This is a genomic window from Clostridium minihomine (assembly GCF_900240385.1).
Lineage (GTDB): Bacteria > Bacillota > Clostridia > Oscillospirales > Acutalibacteraceae > Faecalispora > Faecalispora minihomine.
In genome coordinates, this window is the sequence record NZ_OEQH01000003.1 from 217,099 (window position 1) to 232,416 (window position 15,318).

Consider the following 15,318-nt stretch of genomic DNA (forward strand, 5'->3'; position numbering starts at 1 on the left):
CCTGTGCCACGGCAAACGCCAGTGCACAGGGTCTTTTTATAGGAGGAACAGCTTTTTAAAGCGGATTCTTTTCTATGAATTCGGTAATAATTTGTTTATCGCTGCATTCCGGGGAATAGACAAAACGCTCCATGCGATCTCCTTTAAAGAAATATTTTGGCGGAATGGGACGATAGGAGTAATCAAAGGTGTCTATGATAATCAGTTTGATTTTCATGCGGGAGGGAAGAATGCTTTTAATATAAACACTGGCCTGCTGTCCCGGCAGAACGCCTTCTTTTACTTCTGCCAGTCCGGCAAGGTTTGGCGCCAGTTCCACAAAAATTCCGTAAGGCTCTGTTGAGCGGATGATGCCCGCCACAGTTTCTCCGGTATGGAACAAGGCCACATTTTCCTCCCAGGTTCCCAGAAGTTCTTTTTGGGTTAAGGTGATTCGGTCGCCTTCAATGGATTTAATCACGGCTCGGATGTCCATACCCACCGTGAAACGTTCCCTGGGGTGATCAATACGTGATACGGAGATTGCGTCGATGGGCAAAAGAGAAATCACTCCGCAGCCGATGTCGGCAAAAGCCCCGAAAGTTTCCAGATGAGTAATACGGGCATCTGTAATATCGCCGGGATGCAGTTTTTCTATGTACTCTTTCCGGCATTTTTCCTGTGCGGCCCGCCGGGAAAGTACTGCGATGGAGTTTCCTGCATCATCCTTTTGAAAACCGGTTATCATAAAGCAAACGGGACGGTTTACGCGAGAGATAATGGCGATGTCCCGGGTAGTCCCTTCCCGAATCCCCAAAGCTCCCTCCTCCCGTGGGATCAGCCCTTTCATACAGCCCAAATCCACCAAAAGATTATGGGAACTGTCACAGACCAGAGCGCGCCCCTCCAATATTTTTTCGTCCCGGCAAGCATCCATTAAGGTGGTGATATTTCCCATGGCAGCTCGATTTTCCGGTGTATCAATCATCCAGCCCTCAGGCTTATAATTATGCAAGCCCATTATTTTACCCTCCTTTTTCTGGTCAAGATATCTATATGCGCAAAAGAACCCGGCTAACACAGAATTTGAAAGGTTCTGTTTTTTCTGGGAAAGAGCAGGGGATTTTTGTTTTTTCGCTTGTGTTAGAGAATGCTTGCATATCAGGGTAAAATATACTAAAATAATGAGAAGTTCATTTTGGAAAGGGTGATGGCCTGATGCACAAAAAAATCTGTGCTATGTTGTCTGTTCTGTTTTTGGTTCTGCTGATTGGCGGTTGTTCCAAAGAGGACAAGCACACGCTTGGATATCAGTTGGATAAGCCGGCAGCGGGTGAAGAAATTGCTGTGATAGAAACCAGTATGGGAGAAATGAAACTTCGATTTTTTCCAGACGCTGCACCGAAAGCAGTCGAAAATTTCAAAAAATTATCAGAAAAAGGGTATTATAACGGAATTTCTTTTCACCGGGTAATTGATGGTTTTATGGTTCAGGGCGGGGACCCCACTGCTACGGGCTCTGGGGGAGAAAGTGCTTTTGGAGGGCCCTTTAAGGATGAATTCAGCAAAACTTTGGTTAATATCCGCGGAGCGGTTGCCATGGCCAATTCTGGGGCGAATACCAACGGAAGCCAGTTCTTTATCAATCAGACCCCGGCTTCTGCAATGAACAGTTGGGAATATTATCAGGAAATATATGAGTTCTATAAGCAATCTGGTTTTCCCGAACAAACAATGCTGGACCCGGCCAAAATCACGGATGAGTACAAAAAACTGTATGAAGACAACGGTGGAAATCCCCCGTTAGACGGTGCTTATAACGTAAAACAGTATGGGCACACAGTATTTGCCCAGGTATTTGAAGGCTTGGATGTTGTAGATGAAATTGCAGCGGTGCCGGTGGACGAAAGAAGCAAGCCGCTGACCGATGTGACGATTACAAAGATTACTTTGGAACAGTATCAGGAAGAATCGTCGGGAAACAAAGCCTCTAAGGCCGAAACTTCTGAAAAGGAAGCGGCTAAGAATGAGACATCGGTAGGCGAAGCATCAAAAACGCAGGAACCGAAAAGCGAGATAGCGAAATAATTCAGAATAAAGGAGAGATTACATTGGAAATCATTCACGCAAACGCAGAAGAATTTGACAAGTTAATCAGTGAAAATTCCTTGGTTTTAGTAGACTTCTGGGCAAGCTGGTGCGGCCCTTGCCGCATGGTAGCCCCGATTGTAGAAGAGCTGGCAAAAAAGTTTGACGGACAGCTGACCGTTGCCAAAGTAGATGTGGATGACCAGCAGGATTTGGCCCGCCGGTTTGGCATTATGAGTATCCCCACCCTGATTTTGTTTAAGAACGGAGCCAAAGAGTGGTCTGAAGTGGGCGTAAAGTCACAGCAGCATTTTGAAGATCTGATTCAGAAAGCTCTTAATTAATCTGCGGAAAAATTGCACTATTTTATTTGTATTTTGGAAACTCCTTACGAATCGGACAAAATATCGCCTATCGCATTGACACCAGATGTGATAGGCGATATAATAAAATGCGGTAATTTGTGTTCCCAGCAGTTTGGTGGGAACTTTATTTTTTGAGGACAAACAAAAGGTTCCACAATGACAGGGCTGGTAGGAGGAAATTATGGCAGCGAAATATGTGTTTGTAACAGGCGGTGTAGTGTCTGGTTTAGGAAAAGGGATTACCGCGGCATCCTTAGGGCGATTGCTGAAATCGCGGGGGTTACGCGTAACCATGCAGAAATTTGATCCATATTTAAATGTGGATCCGGGAACAATGAATCCCTTTCAGCATGGAGAGGTATTTGTGACCGATGATGGTGCGGAAACAGACTTGGATTTAGGGCATTATGAGCGTTTTATTGATGAAAACCTGACGCAGAACAGCAACGTGACTTCAGGTCGGATTTATTGGAATGTTTTGCAAAAAGAGCGTAACGGCGATTACGGCGGCGCTACGGTTCAGGTGATTCCTCATATTACAAATGAGATTAAACATCGGATTATGGCCGAAAAAGAAAATGTGGACGTTGCCATTATTGAGGTAGGCGGAACAGTGGGCGACATTGAGAGCCAGCCGTTTTTAGAGGCGATTCGCCAGTTTGCCACAGAAATTGGCCGGAACAACTGTCTGTTTATTCATGTTACGTTAGTGCCGTATCTGTCGGCTTCTCACGAACAGAAAACCAAGCCTACTCAGCACAGCGTTAAGGAACTGCTTTCGATTGGAATTCAGCCGGATATCATCGTTTTGCGTTCCGAACTTCCGGTGGGAGAAGATCAAAAGAAAAAGATTGCTCTTTTCTGCAATGTAAAAGAAAATTGCGTAATTCAGAATTTGGACTTGCCTCTTTTGTATTCTGTGCCGCTGGCATTGAAAGAAGAGCGGTTGGACGATATTGTCTGCAAGCATTTTGGGTTGGACACCCACGGTGCGGATTTGACCGAGTGGATGAAGATGGTCAACACGGCCATGGCAATCACCGAAAATGTAACCATTGCGATGGTGGGAAAATATGTGGATCTGCATGACGCTTATTTGAGTGTGGCAGAAGCTTTAACCCATGGCGGAATCGGCAACCAGGTAAAGGTGGACGTCCGCTGGGTGGATTCCGAAATGATTTCGCCGGAAAATGTGGCAGAAATGCTGGACGGGGCTCATGGCGTTTTGGTTCCCGGCGGCTTTGGCCAGCGCGGCATTGAGGGCAAAATTCTTGCCGTGCGTTATGCCCGTGAAAATAAAGTGCCGTTTTTGGGAATTTGCTTGGGAATGCAGATGGCGATTGTGGAATACAGCCGCCATGTTCTGGGGCTGGAAGATGCCAACTCTGCAGAGTTTGATCCCCAAAGCAGCCACCCGGTAATCGACCTGATGCCGGAACAAAAAGATGTGGTGCAGCTGGGCGGAACCATGCGTTTGGGAAAATACCCCTGCAAGCTGTTGCCCGAAACCAAAGCGTTTGAGCTGTATGGCGATCAGCCGCTGATTTCAGAGCGTCATCGTCACCGTTATGAAGTAAATAACGATTATCGAGATCGTTTGGAGCAGGCCGGTGTGGTATTCTGCGGCCGTTCCCCTGATAACCGTATTGTTGAAATGATGGAGCTTCCGGATCATCCCTGGTTTATGGGTGCCCAGTTCCATCCGGAATTTAAATCGCGGCCCAATCGTCCTCATCCCCTGTTCCAGGGATTTGTGGGTGCGGCCAAAGAATATAAGCAAGAGAAATAAAACACAATGGTTTGACTGAAAGGATCGCATTCCATGGAACATAAAATTAAGGTGTCCGCTCCGGTATATCAACAGATTGCGGCGGATATCGCGGCCAAGATTGTGGAACGGAGATATCAGGTTGGAGACAAGCTTTACGCCCGTTCCGCCCTTGCCAGTCAGTACAGTGTTTCTTCCGAAACAGCCCGCCGTGCCATTTCCGTGTTGTCTGATTTAGAGATTGTAACGGTAGTAAAAGGCAGCGGGGTAGTGATTCGCTCTTATGATAATGCCGTTCAGTTTGTTCAGCAGTTTATGGACATCAAGTCTATTTACGATCTGAAAAAAAACATTTTAGAGAGTCTGGAACGGCAGCAAAAGGAAACGGAGCATATGAACGAATGTATTTCGGAAATTCTGGACAGGACAGAACGGTTCCAGGCATTTAATCCTTTTATTCCTTTTGAGATTGAAATCACCACGCAAACACCGTATTTAAACTTGTCTATTTCCGACATTAACTTCTGGCATTATACAACGGCCACGATTTTGGGGATCCGCAGGGGAGAGATGATGATGATTTCCCCCGGCCCCTATGCGGTTCTGTGCGATGGAGATGTGCTTTATTACTGCGGGGATACGGATTGTCAAAGCCGTGTGCAGAATTTTCTCTATCCGGAACATCCGCCCGAACAGGCGATTCTGGATAAGAAACGGCAGGCAAAAAACGGAGCCGCAAAAGAATAAGTTTTTCTTTCAGAACAGCGAGTATAAGCGGATCTGATTCAAAAAAGTCCTGGTTTTCATTGAAAACCGGGACTTTTGATCTTGTTTTTATCTTTTTTGAATATTTCATTCGATTAAAATGTTTTTGCTGCCGCTGTCTTGCCAAAAGAAAAAGCTGTTTTGTCCGCGTGTGCGAACAGAACAGCTTTTGTTTTTCGTTTTAAATAGTGGGATCCGTTGTTTCATCTTTTGGCAGCTGATTATCTGAGATGCGATAGCATAAGGTCATCAAACTGTCGTTCAGGTGGACGTTTTCCACGATGGTATCGGGGAATTTCATCGCAATGTCATAATGGCTGAAATTCCAGAAATTTTTAATTCCAAATTCATACAACTGATCTGCCAGCTTTTCTGCACTTTCCCGGGGAATACATAGAATTGCCATCGTAGGCTTTTCTCTTTCGCAGAATTCTTCCAGCAGCTGCATATCGGTTATAGTAATGCCATTGATTTCTGTACCGATTTTTGATGGGGAGTTATCAAAAATTCCGCACAGTTGGAATCCCTGCGTGGTAAACGACATGTGCATGGCCAGTGCCTGACCCATGTTTCCGGCTCCGATCATAATCGCCTTATAAGAATTGCAAATGCCAAGAATCCCGGCGATTTCCCGTTGCAGTTGATCCACAATGTAGCCATAGCCCTGCTGTCCGAATCCGCCAAAGCAGTTTAAATCCTGACGGATTTGAGAGGCAGTCAGCCCCATTTTTTCTGACAGCTCCTTAGAAGAAATACGAGTCATCCCTATCTTTTTTAAATGGGTCAAGAATCGGTAGTAGCGCGGGAGTCGCCGAATTACAGACATCGAAACGTTTTCCCGTTTAGACATTTCAGTCACCTCCAAAAGTCTTAAATAAATTACTCAAGCAATCAATTGATGCAAAACAGTTAAAATCATCAGGTGCAAGGGGTAAAATACATAAAAAAACCACTTGCTGTTATCTGATCCGCCGCGTTCCCCATTGTAACAAAGCAATAGAGGAAGCGGCAATAAAAGCCCAAATTGAAAAAGTCCGCCCCAAGGCGGTTTGCCGCCCAGTGCTGTTTCAATTGCCAAAATACTTGCTGCCGATACAGCGATGATGGCAAAATATAAGCTTTGCCTTTTCCGGCTGTCCCGGTTCATGGCAAATGCCAACGTGAACAGTACTGCGAAAACGGACCAATCCCCCATAGAGGACAAGATCATCAAAAGAAATAACCCCAGCCAACCAACCGGTTGAGCCCCTTTTTTATCCCAAAGCCACAAAGCCAGAAAACTGCACAGCAATGTGAATATTACACTGAACTGAAACGGGGCAGAAGCAAAGTTCAGATTTCCGGTGCGAAAATAATGATATGGGATTTGAGAAATCACTGCAAAAATCGCCAAACGTGCGGCGTATTTTGGGTGGCTGCGGGAATGGTAATACCCCTCTGCAATAAAAAAACACATAATAGGAATTGTCATGCGCCCGATCATATGTATGATTTGACCCGCTGTGCTATAGGTTGGCACAAACAGCCACGCAAAATGGTCGGCCAACATCGCGGCTGCGGCAATCAGCTTAAGGGAGTAAGCGGAAAATCCCCGAGAGGAACCTTCTTTCACATCCGATCGTTCCCTTCTGCATCTATGCTTCTTGCTTTTAAATTCATGGCTAAAGTGCTAAAAACAAGTGAAATCTATTATGCAATATAATTAAGAGCTTGTCAATGCCTTGCAGTGGTTTCGGGCTTTGTTTCCTGATATTTTTTTCTTTTTCTTTCGAAATATGCAGGGGGAATCCCGAAAAGGCAGAGGGGCCGTTTTTGTTAGATATAGCTCAATTGTTTGAGTGCAAAGATCCAATAGAATATGGTAAGTATGGAAAAGATAGAGGTATAAACTACCAGCTGCCCGGCCAGTTTGCCATCTGACCCCATTTGCTGCGCCATGGTGTAAGAAGACACCGCAGCGGGGGCGCCCAACATGACCAACAGGGCGATGAGTTCCTCATTGCGAAAGCCAAGGTAAATGCCAATGGGCACAAACAGCATGGGGGAAAGCAGCAGCTTATTGAATACGCCTAAAACCAGTTGCTTGCGGTATGTTTTTGTGTCCGCAAAAGAAAAGGATGCACCCAGCGAAATCAGTGCCAGCGGAGTAGCCGTTCCCGCAATGTTACTTACGATTCCTTCCACCGCTTTGGGAAGCCTGAGTTGGAAAAACAGGCACAACAGAGCCAGCACGGCACCTATAATAAGAGGGTTTGTTACAATCTTTAACAATACCTGTTTTACCTGTATCTTTTGTCCCCGGAAAACCTCTAACAGAATTACAGATAACAGATTATACAAAGGAACAATAATCGCAATCAACAGTGCGGTAACGCCTGCTTTTTCAGGGCCAAACAGCGATATGGTAACCGGAAGGCCGAATATGACAAAGTTGCTTCGAAAAGAAGCTTGTGCCACAGCGCCCCTCTGGGCGTTGTCTTTCAGTGCAAACACTGCGATGAGGATGGATAAAAAGTACATGGACAACATGGCGATTACGCCGTATATTAAAACCTTTGGACGAACTGCCATGCTTAAATCTGTTTGATAAACGTTATAGAACAACATAGTGGGAAGAAAAATACGAAAGACCAAATTGTTCATTTGCTCTACCGTTTTTTCGCAAACCATTCCCCTTTGCTTAATGAAGTAGCCCAAGGCCATCAAGATACAAAGGGGCGCAATTACCTCTGCGGACAAAATTAGATTTTCCATTGTGTTTTCCGTCATTTTCAGAGCAAATTCAGCAGTTGAAAATGATTCTTTCCTCCTTAAATATGAATTACCTGAATTTAAGTATAGTATATTTGATGACAAATGGCTATATCAATGGTTATTAAAAACCAAAAAAAATAGCCAAATCAGAAATATTCGCAAATTTTGCTATGGGTTTTCTTTCGAAAGATTGACAAAACCGGTCAAAATCGGTAAGATATGCATAATGCTATAAATACATATATACATTATAGGGTAATGGGCGAAAGCAAGATGGGGCTGGAAAGGGGAGTTTTTTCTTGGCGGCACACACAGAAAATTCGCTTCGGGAATACTTTGAGTGGTTTCACCGTAATCCGGAGCTTTCTTTTGAAGAATATCAAACAACGGAAAAGATAAAAGAGATTTTAGAGGCGGCAGGAGTGGAGATTCTGCCGCTTCCCCTGAGAACCGGTTTGGTGGCGGTGATACGGGGGAAAAGAACAGGGAAAACAGTGGCTTTGCGGGGCGATATCGATGCTTTGCCCATTGGGGAAGAAAGCGGGGTTCCTTATTCCTCAGAGAGGGAAGGACGGATGCATGCCTGCGGCCATGATTTTCACACCACAGCGGCTTTGGGGGCTGCGATTGCGCTGCACAAACGGCGAGAGGAACTGGAGGGCACAGTAAAAGTTGTGTTTCAGCCGGGGGAAGAGTCGTCTCGGGGTGCTTTGCTGATTACAGAAAGCGGAGTTCTGAAAGATGTTTCTGTGATGTTTGGAATTCACGGGGTGGTCAATGTGCCGGTGGGAACGGTAGCGGTCAGCGCCGGGCCTGTGACTGCGGCGGTGGATCGATTTCAAATTGTGCTGCAGGGCAAAGGAAGCCATGGGGCCGAGCCGCAAAAAGGCTCGGACTCTATTGTGGCTGCCGCACAGCTGGTTACCGCACTGCAAACAGTGGTGAGCCGAAATCTGTCGCCCCTTTCTCCCGCGGTAGTCAGTGTGACCCGCATTCAGGGCGGAAACACCTGGAATGTACTGCCTGCTTCGGTGGAACTGGAAGGTACGGTGCGCACGTTAGCACAAGAAGATCGCAAACGAATTGCACAAAGAATGCAGGACTTAACGCAGAACCTTTGCAGTGCTTTTGATGTTGCGGCCGATTTTCAGTGGATAGAAGGCCCGCCCAGCGCCCAAAACGATTTCGGTTGGTCTAAGCTGGCCGGGCAGGTTGCTTTGCGGCAGGGGCTTTCGGCAATTCCTTCTCAGCTGTATATGGGCGGGGAAGATTTTGCGTATTATCAAGCATTGCTGCCCAGTGTGTACATACAAATTGGAATTGGAGACTCGGCGCCGTTGCATCACCCGGCTTTTCGGGTGGATCCCGGGGTTTTAGAGCCCACAGCGAAATATCTTGTTGCTCTTGCGGAATCCGCATTGTTGCGAATAAAAAATTCGAAAATAACAGAATAAATTTATTTAGGAAAACTTGCTGAATTAAGAGCAAGTTTCCTTTTTTTTGCATCTAATAGTAAGGAAAGGAGAGTTATTATGTCAACAAAAAAGGGATTGATGTATATAATGGGACGGGAATTGTAAACTGGAAATTTGTGAAGGAATCCGGGTATGATTTTTCTATGGTTAAGGCCACCGAAGGGCATACGCTGGCAGATAAAAGTATGAGCCGTAATCTAAGCGGTGCGGCTGCGGCGGGTCTGCATACCGGAGCATATCACTGGATGCACGCGGTAACCGAGGAAGAAGTAAAGAAAGAAGCAGAATTTTTCCTCAATGTTATCAAAGGGTGCAAGCTGGAATATCCCGTTGCGTTGGATGTGGAGCAGGACGCCATTTTGCGGTTATCTAAAGAAAAACTGACAGATTTAGTGGTGTCTTGGTGTGACAAAGTGGAAAAAGCAGGATATTATGTGGCAGTTTATGCAAACCTGAACGTGCTGCGAAATCACTTGGATTGGAACCGGGTTAAGCGGTTTGATTTATGGCTTGCCCAATATCATCACGCCATGTCTAATGATTTCCCTGCATCTATTTGGCAGTATAGTGAAACTGGACGAGTTCCCGGTGTGAAAAATGGAACGGGAAATGTCGACCTGAACCTTTCCTTTAAAGACTATCCAACCATTATCCGCAGAGGTGGTTTTAATAACTTTACGGCTTCTCAGCCGCCTCAGGTGTCGGGCCTTTCTTTGGATACCCGAAGCAAAGACATGACTGCAGGCGAAATTTACACGGTTTTGGCTCGGTGTGAGGCAAAACCGGAGGTAACCGTTACCGGCCGGGATGTCATACGGGCATCAGAACCGCGGTTAGATGCCGGTGGGCGTGGATGGCTGATTGATATTACGGCGCTAAAGCCCCCAATTCGCCACGCGCATATTCAGGTGCGGGCAGAGGATAACACCGCACAATGTAATTTTAATGTGCTTTAATGCCGCTTAAAGGGGGAGGGGAGTGTGGATAAAATCAAGGCGGCTGTAACAACTGTGTTTGCGGCATTGTCTGCTTGGCTGGGAATTCTTGCTGTGCCGATGTATCTTTTGATTCTGTCCAATCTTGCCGACTATATCACGGGAATGATCGCTTCCGTTTATCGAAAGGAGCCGCTCAGCTCTTACCGAAGTATTCTGGGAATTGTGAAAAAGGTATGTATGTGGCTTTTGGTCGGCGTTGGGGCGATTGTAGACTGGCTGTTGCTGTATGCCGGTAATCAGGTGGGTATACAGCAGACGACGTTTCAGTTCGCGGTGGCGTCGCTGGTTGCGGTATGGCTGATTACCAACGAGCTGCTCAGTATTTTGGAAAACATTCAGGCAATCGGTGTTAAGCTGCCGCCGTTTTTAGTGCGGATGCTGCAGGGAATTCAGCAGTGTGCAGAAGAGGAAGGAAACACCTTGGCAAAAGAAGAAGATTTTTTGGGACAAGAAGAGAGTGCTTTAGAAAAACAAGAAGATTTTCTTGAAGAACAGAAAAAATAGATGGCCGGCAATGGTTTGCTCCGCCGCAAAAAGCGGCGGAAAGGCCTTGAAAAATGCCCTCGGATATTCCGAGGGCATTTTTCTATATACATTTTTTAGATATTTGAACCAGCTGTTCCGTTTTTGCCTGAGCGGCAAGGAAAACGTTCTTTTTTATTTGGAAATGTCCGGTTTTCTTTGCGGTGGATTCCTTTGTAACGTTTCATTTACTGAAAAAACAGTTTGCTGAATAGACGTGCGACTGAAAAAAGATGGTTTGGTGGCGATATTATCAAACTCACCGTGAGTTTTCAGAACAAAAATTATATTTTTGAAATATTATAAATAAATAATTTCATAAATGGGTAAAAATCAATATTTTAATTTTCTTAAAAAACAGAGAAATAAATTTCACAATGCAAATAGAATTTAGAAGTAATTTATAATAACTAAGGAATAAATCAGTCGAAAAACTCAAAATAAATTAATTTTACTTCAATTTAACTCAAAAACTCAAAAAGTGATTGGTTGACATTTTAAAATCAACAGAGTATGATATCTGCAAATCGAAATGCAGGATTTAAAACTAATAATTTCAAATTCAAGGGAACGCATTTGCGCTGCCTTAGGATTCCTGTTTCTTTTATCATGATTTTCGATGGAACGCACAGACGGGAGGGAACAACATGATTAAACTGGATCGTGTCTGTAAAAATTTTGGGGAGCTTGAGGTGCTCAGGGATATTAGCCTTACTGTGAACGAGGGGGAAAAATTGGTGGTAATCGGTCCTTCTGGTTCCGGAAAAAGCACGATGGTTCGTTGTATGAATTTTTTGGAAGAGCCTACATCCGGAAAAGTTTTTATAGACGGAACAGAGCTGACGGCTCAAAATAAAAATGAAATGGTGCGCAAAAACTGCGCGATGGTGTTTCAGCAATTTAACCTGTATCCGCATATGACGGTGCTTCAAAATATTACGCTGGCGCCCATTAAGCTGCAAAAGCTTTCGAAACAAGAAGCAGAAGAAATTGCCTATGAATACTTAGATGTGGTTGGCCTTCGGGATAAGGCAAATGTTTACCCCACAACCTTGAGCGGCGGACAGCAGCAAAGAGTTGCCATTGCCCGCGCGCTGGCCACCAAGCAGAAAATTATTCTGTTTGATGAACCCACCAGCGCTTTGGATCCGGAAACGGTACAAGAGGTTTTAGACGTTATGATTCGATTGTCCAAAATCAATATCACCATGGTGGTGGTTACCCACGAAATGGGGTTTGCCCGCCAGGTGGCCGACCGGATTATCTTTATGGATCAAGGAACCATTTTGGAAGAAGGGGAACCGGAACATTTCTTCCAAAACCCCACCAGCGACCGGACAAAAGCCTTTCTTAGCAAGATTTTAAAATAATGCGTTTCTTTATCGACCGTTTAAAATGACGATCGATTGATTACAGAAATGAAGGAGAGAATATCATGAAAACATTCAAAAAGGCCTGTGCGGCGCTGCTCGCCGTATCTATGCTGGCTCTGACGGCTTGTTCCGGCACCGCCCCTGTTTCTTCTGCGGCAGAAGGCCAAGGATCTGACGCAGCATCTGCTTCCTCTACTCCGACGCTGGATAAAATCAAAGCGGCCGGCGTTTTAAAAGTCGGTGTTAAGGTGGACGTACCGAATTTCGGATTGAAAAATACGGCTACCGGTGAAGTGGAAGGGTTTGAAATTGATCTGGCAAAAGTGATTGCAAAGGATTTGCTGGGCGATGAAAGCAAGCTGCAAACACAGGCGGTTACCGCCAAAACACGCGGCCCGCTTCTTGATAACGGTGAAATTGATTTGGTGATTGCCACCTTTACCATTACCGAAGAGCGCAAAAAGACCTATAATTTCTCGGATCCTTATTATTCCGATGCGGTAAAGCTGATGGTGAAAAAAGCTTCCGGTATTACCGATCTGAAGGGTCTGGATGGAAAAACCATCGGGGTGGCACAAAGCGCGACTTCGATGAAAGCCATTCAGGAGGCCGCAGACAAAGATGGAATTAAGATTAAGTTTGATGAGTATGCCACATATCCTGAAATCAAAGCCGCGCTGGATTCCGGCCGAGTACAGTGTTTCTCGGTGGATGGCTCTATTTTGAGCGGTTATGTGGATGATACCACTGTGATTCTGGACGAAAAATATTCACCCCAGGAGTATGGTGTAACCAGCAAGCTGGATAACAAGGACTTGGCAGAGTATGTCAACGGCATCGTTAATTCCTTAAAAGCCAGCGGCGAGTTGGATCAGATGATTGCAAAATGGGGTCTTAACTGATTTTCGGTAATCGGGCGGGTGGAAAACACCCGCAGACAATTCTTATAGAAAGGCAGGGATAGAGGATGAAAAGTTCACCTTTTTCTTTGGATAAATGGGGAAGACTGTTGGGTGACTGGCAAATTTTCGCACAGGGATTTTTGACAACATTGGCAATTGCTGTGCTGGCGTTGACACTTGCCTTACTATTGGGTGTTGTCTTCGGTATGTTTTCCTCTTCAAAAGCCCGTCCGCTGAAAGGGATCAGCCGGGTTTATGTGGAGTTTATGCAGAATATTCCGTTGGTCATCCAAATCTTTTTTCTCTATAACGGTTTGCCCCTTCTGGGCATTATGATGGATAAATTCACCATCGGTGTAGTTGGTGTGGGCGTTTATACCGGTGCTTATATCAGTGAGGTTGTCAGAGCCGGAATCCAGTCTATTCCGGTGGGGCAGATGGAAGCAGCCAAAAGTCAGGGATTTACTCATTTGCAGGCGATGCGGTATATTGTTTTGCCTCAGACGGTGAAAATCGTTTTGCCGCCGCTGACCAATCAGGCAGTGAACCTCATCAAAAACACGTCTGTTTTGGCTATGATCGCCGGCGGTGATTTGATGTACCGGGCAGATTCCTGGGCCAGCAGCCAGCTGTATTATGGCCCGGCCTATGTGACAACCGGACTGCTGTATTTCCTTATGTGCTTCCCGCTGGCCACTTGGGCGCGCAATTATGAGCAGAAACTGAAAAATCATGATGTGCAGACCAGTGTGATGCCTCAAAAGGAGAAAAAAGTATTTTGGATTGGTTCTCCGGCCATCAGCAAGAAAGGGGCGGCCTAAATGGAATTTCTGCAAAGCATTTTTACCGCTGACAATGTTCGGTTTTTGTTGTCCGGTTTGCAAACCACACTTTTGATTGCGGTGATTACCGTCACGCTTTCTCTTTTCTTTGGAACGATTCTTGGTTTGGTTCGCAACTATAACAAAGGGATTGCCGGGCGGCTGGCGGCAGTTTATATTGAAACATTTCGCAATACGCCTTTGATTCTTTGGATTTTAGCCATTCGTTTTTTGGTTCCGATCCCTGCGTTTTATTCCGGAATTTTGTCCCTAACCATCTTTACCTCTGCAATTATGGCAGAAATTGTGCGGGGCGGATTAAACGCCGTTCAGAAAGGGCAGTTTGAAGCGGCCTATTCTCAAGGATTTGGTTTTTTTCAAACTTTGACGTTGATCGTTATTCCCCAGTGCTTTAAAAATATTGTGCCTTCCCTTTTGTCACAGGTAATTACCGTGGTGAAGGATACTTCTTTCCTGTGGGCAGTGGCAATAGAAGATTTTACCGGCAAGGGTATGATTTTGATGGGGCGTTTTGCTTCTTCTCAGCAAGTTTTCACTTTGTTTGCCTGTATGGCGGCTGTTTATTTCATTATCAATTTTACACTGTCAGGCATTGTTCGCTGGCAGAATTCCAAAAACAATTCCGGTCAAAAACCGGTTTTGGCAAAGGTGTAATTCCCTTTGGGGTATGGGGGATTACCCTTATATGCGGCGATTTTCATTCCAAAAGAAAAAAGACTCTCAGCGAAAAGCCGAGAGTCTTCTTTCTTTTGGATACACTTAAATTACAAAAAAACCAGCCAAAAATGGCAGGGATTCATTTGTCGGTTGTTTTCGCCATACTAGCCATACTATTTTGGCTGCCGAAGCACACGGATGGTTTGAATGACCGCAGCGGCCAGAGAAGCGCATCCTGCTGCCAATAGAACATCCAGCCAACGAAAGAGAGAAGAAGAAACCACAATCGAAGTGGGGCCGTCATCGTAACCAATCACATCGTCTGGAATGGGAGGCGGAAGCTGAACTACAATCATTGCGGCGAAACATAAAATCGCAATTCCATAAAACAGAAAAGCCCATGTCTTTCTGCGCTTTTTTATTTGGGAAAGATCTGGTGTGCTTTTGAATTTCGCCTGTGCTTTTTTCGCGTATTTTTCAGCGGGCCCCAGCCGATCAATTGTCTGTTCGGTGGTTTCTCCGTGTTTCATTGCGGAATCAAATATTTGATTTAATTCCTCTGCGATTATTTTTTGCAGTTCGGTCGGAAGATTCTGCTCCACCTGACGAATGTATTCCTCTTTCATCATTTCCTCCTTATTTTCAGAATGCCGAAATTTTATGTGTTGATTGAGTCCGTTTTCAAAACTGACAGTATTTCCCTTTTTCTTTTATTATTAAAGCACAATTGTAATAATTAGTCAATTAATAGCGTTAATTTTTGTGAAGAATATAAAATATATGATGGTTTTTTTACTGTAGTGTCTTGTTTTATTTGTGTATATCATTGT

General features: G+C 45.0%; 16 protein-coding genes. 11 read left to right on the forward strand and 5 right to left on the reverse strand.

Annotation, left to right across the window (positions count from 1 at the left end):
• Positions 1 to 55: 55 nt before the first annotated feature.
• A complete protein-coding gene (locus tag C1A02_RS07935; protein ID WP_101697679.1) occupies positions 56 to 1,000 on the reverse strand; it encodes a S1 RNA-binding domain-containing protein in 945 nt (314 codons plus the stop codon).
• A 197-nt stretch (positions 1,001 to 1,197) separates the two neighbouring features.
• On the opposite strand from C1A02_RS07935, the gene C1A02_RS07940 reads away from it, so the two are divergent.
• The 4 genes from C1A02_RS07940 (at position 1,198) to C1A02_RS07955 (ending at position 4,947) form a co-directional block, all read left to right on the forward strand.
• Positions 1,198 to 2,067, forward strand: a complete 870-nt coding sequence (locus C1A02_RS07940; protein ID WP_101697680.1) for a peptidylprolyl isomerase — start codon at positions 1,198 to 1,200, stop codon at positions 2,065 to 2,067.
• Between the two features lie 23 nt (positions 2,068 to 2,090).
• Positions 2,091 to 2,411 carry a thioredoxin gene (gene trxA / locus C1A02_RS07945; RefSeq protein WP_101697681.1) on the forward strand — a complete coding sequence of 107 codons (321 nt, stop codon included), beginning with the start codon at positions 2,091 to 2,093 and terminating at the stop codon, positions 2,409 to 2,411.
• Positions 2,412 to 2,613: 202 nt separating this feature from the next.
• The gene (gene pyrG / locus C1A02_RS07950) at positions 2,614 to 4,221 is read left to right on the forward strand and encodes a CTP synthase (RefSeq protein WP_101697682.1); all 1,608 of its coding nucleotides are present in this window, start codon (positions 2,614 to 2,616) and stop codon (positions 4,219 to 4,221) included.
• 33 nt (positions 4,222 to 4,254) lie between these two features.
• A complete protein-coding gene (locus tag C1A02_RS07955) occupies positions 4,255 to 4,947 on the forward strand; it encodes a GntR family transcriptional regulator (protein ID WP_101697683.1) in 693 nt (230 codons plus the stop codon).
• A gap of 199 nt (positions 4,948 to 5,146) precedes the next feature.
• On the opposite strand, the gene C1A02_RS07960 is transcribed toward C1A02_RS07955, so the two are convergent.
• The 3 genes from C1A02_RS07960 to C1A02_RS07970 form a co-directional block, all read right to left on the reverse strand.
• Positions 5,147 to 5,815 (reverse strand): redox-sensing transcriptional repressor Rex, encoded by a 669-nt coding sequence (locus C1A02_RS07960; RefSeq protein WP_101697684.1) that lies wholly within the window; start codon positions 5,813 to 5,815, stop codon positions 5,147 to 5,149.
• A 33-nt stretch (positions 5,816 to 5,848) separates the two neighbouring features.
• Positions 5,849 to 6,577 carry a TraX family protein gene (locus C1A02_RS07965; RefSeq protein ID WP_101697685.1) on the reverse strand — a complete coding sequence of 243 codons (729 nt, stop codon included), beginning with the start codon at positions 6,575 to 6,577 and terminating at the stop codon, positions 5,849 to 5,851.
• Between the two features lie 203 nt (positions 6,578 to 6,780).
• Positions 6,781 to 7,719: an AEC family transporter gene (locus C1A02_RS07970; protein ID WP_101698006.1), complete on the reverse strand. Its 939-nt coding sequence runs from the start codon at positions 7,717 to 7,719 to the stop codon at positions 6,781 to 6,783.
• 299 nt (positions 7,720 to 8,018) lie between these two features.
• On the opposite strand from C1A02_RS07970, the gene C1A02_RS07975 reads away from it, so the two are divergent.
• The 7 genes from C1A02_RS07975 to C1A02_RS08010 all read left to right on the forward strand — a co-directional run bounded on the left by C1A02_RS07975 (position 8,019) and on the right by C1A02_RS08010 (position 14,485).
• The gene (locus tag C1A02_RS07975; protein ID WP_101697686.1) at positions 8,019 to 9,173 is read left to right on the forward strand and encodes an amidohydrolase; all 1,155 of its coding nucleotides are present in this window, start codon (positions 8,019 to 8,021) and stop codon (positions 9,171 to 9,173) included.
• A 95-nt stretch (positions 9,174 to 9,268) separates the two neighbouring features.
• On the forward strand, positions 9,269 to 10,150 hold the full coding sequence (locus C1A02_RS07980; protein ID WP_101697687.1) for a glycoside hydrolase family 25 protein: 882 nt from the start codon (positions 9,269 to 9,271) through the stop codon (positions 10,148 to 10,150).
• A gap of 24 nt (positions 10,151 to 10,174) precedes the next feature.
• Entirely contained in the window at positions 10,175 to 10,696 is a 522-nt protein-coding gene (locus C1A02_RS07985; RefSeq protein ID WP_101697688.1) for a phage holin family protein, read from the forward strand.
• Between the two features lie 665 nt (positions 10,697 to 11,361).
• Positions 11,362 to 12,084, forward strand: a complete 723-nt coding sequence (locus tag C1A02_RS07995; protein ID WP_101697690.1) for an amino acid ABC transporter ATP-binding protein — start codon at positions 11,362 to 11,364, stop codon at positions 12,082 to 12,084.
• A 65-nt stretch (positions 12,085 to 12,149) separates the two neighbouring features.
• Positions 12,150 to 12,989: a transporter substrate-binding domain-containing protein gene (locus C1A02_RS08000; protein WP_101697691.1), complete on the forward strand. Its 840-nt coding sequence runs from the start codon at positions 12,150 to 12,152 to the stop codon at positions 12,987 to 12,989.
• A 65-nt stretch (positions 12,990 to 13,054) separates the two neighbouring features.
• Positions 13,055 to 13,810, forward strand: coding sequence for an amino acid ABC transporter permease (locus tag C1A02_RS08005; protein ID WP_101697692.1), 756 nt, complete (start codon positions 13,055 to 13,057; stop codon positions 13,808 to 13,810).
• Positions 13,811 to 14,485: an amino acid ABC transporter permease gene (locus C1A02_RS08010; protein WP_370737798.1), complete on the forward strand. Its 675-nt coding sequence runs from the start codon at positions 13,811 to 13,813 to the stop codon at positions 14,483 to 14,485.
• A 176-nt stretch (positions 14,486 to 14,661) separates the two neighbouring features.
• Here C1A02_RS08010 and C1A02_RS08015 read toward each other — a convergent pair whose 3' ends face one another.
• Positions 14,662 to 15,117, reverse strand: a complete 456-nt coding sequence (locus C1A02_RS08015) for an HAAS signaling domain-containing protein (protein ID WP_129588151.1) — start codon at positions 15,115 to 15,117, stop codon at positions 14,662 to 14,664.
• Positions 15,118 to 15,318 lie beyond the last annotated feature (201 nt).

Bases quoted from the DNA above. Each gene is read 5' to 3' on its own strand.
- C1A02_RS07940 (WP_101697680.1), top strand. From the start codon at position 1,198: ATGCACAAAAAAATCTGTGCTATGTTGTCTGTTCTGTTTTTGGTTCTG.
- C1A02_RS07935 (WP_101697679.1), bottom strand. From the start codon at position 1,000: ATGGGCTTGCATAATTATAAGCCTGAGGGCTGGATGATTGATACACCG.
- C1A02_RS08010 (WP_370737798.1), top strand. From the start codon at position 13,811: ATGGAATTTCTGCAAAGCATTTTTACCGCTGACAATGTTCGGTTTTTG.
- C1A02_RS07955 (WP_101697683.1), top strand. From the start codon at position 4,255: ATGGAACATAAAATTAAGGTGTCCGCTCCGGTATATCAACAGATTGCG.
- C1A02_RS08000 (WP_101697691.1), top strand. From the start codon at position 12,150: ATGAAAACATTCAAAAAGGCCTGTGCGGCGCTGCTCGCCGTATCTATG.
- C1A02_RS07960 (WP_101697684.1), bottom strand. From the start codon at position 5,815: ATGTCTAAACGGGAAAACGTTTCGATGTCTGTAATTCGGCGACTCCCG.
- C1A02_RS08005 (WP_101697692.1), top strand. From the start codon at position 13,055: ATGAAAAGTTCACCTTTTTCTTTGGATAAATGGGGAAGACTGTTGGGT.
- C1A02_RS08015 (WP_129588151.1), bottom strand. From the start codon at position 15,117: ATGATGAAAGAGGAATACATTCGTCAGGTGGAGCAGAATCTTCCGACC.
- pyrG (WP_101697682.1), top strand. From the start codon at position 2,614: ATGGCAGCGAAATATGTGTTTGTAACAGGCGGTGTAGTGTCTGGTTTA.
- C1A02_RS07995 (WP_101697690.1), top strand. From the start codon at position 11,362: ATGATTAAACTGGATCGTGTCTGTAAAAATTTTGGGGAGCTTGAGGTG.
- C1A02_RS07970 (WP_101698006.1), bottom strand. From the start codon at position 7,719: ATGGAAAATCTAATTTTGTCCGCAGAGGTAATTGCGCCCCTTTGTATC.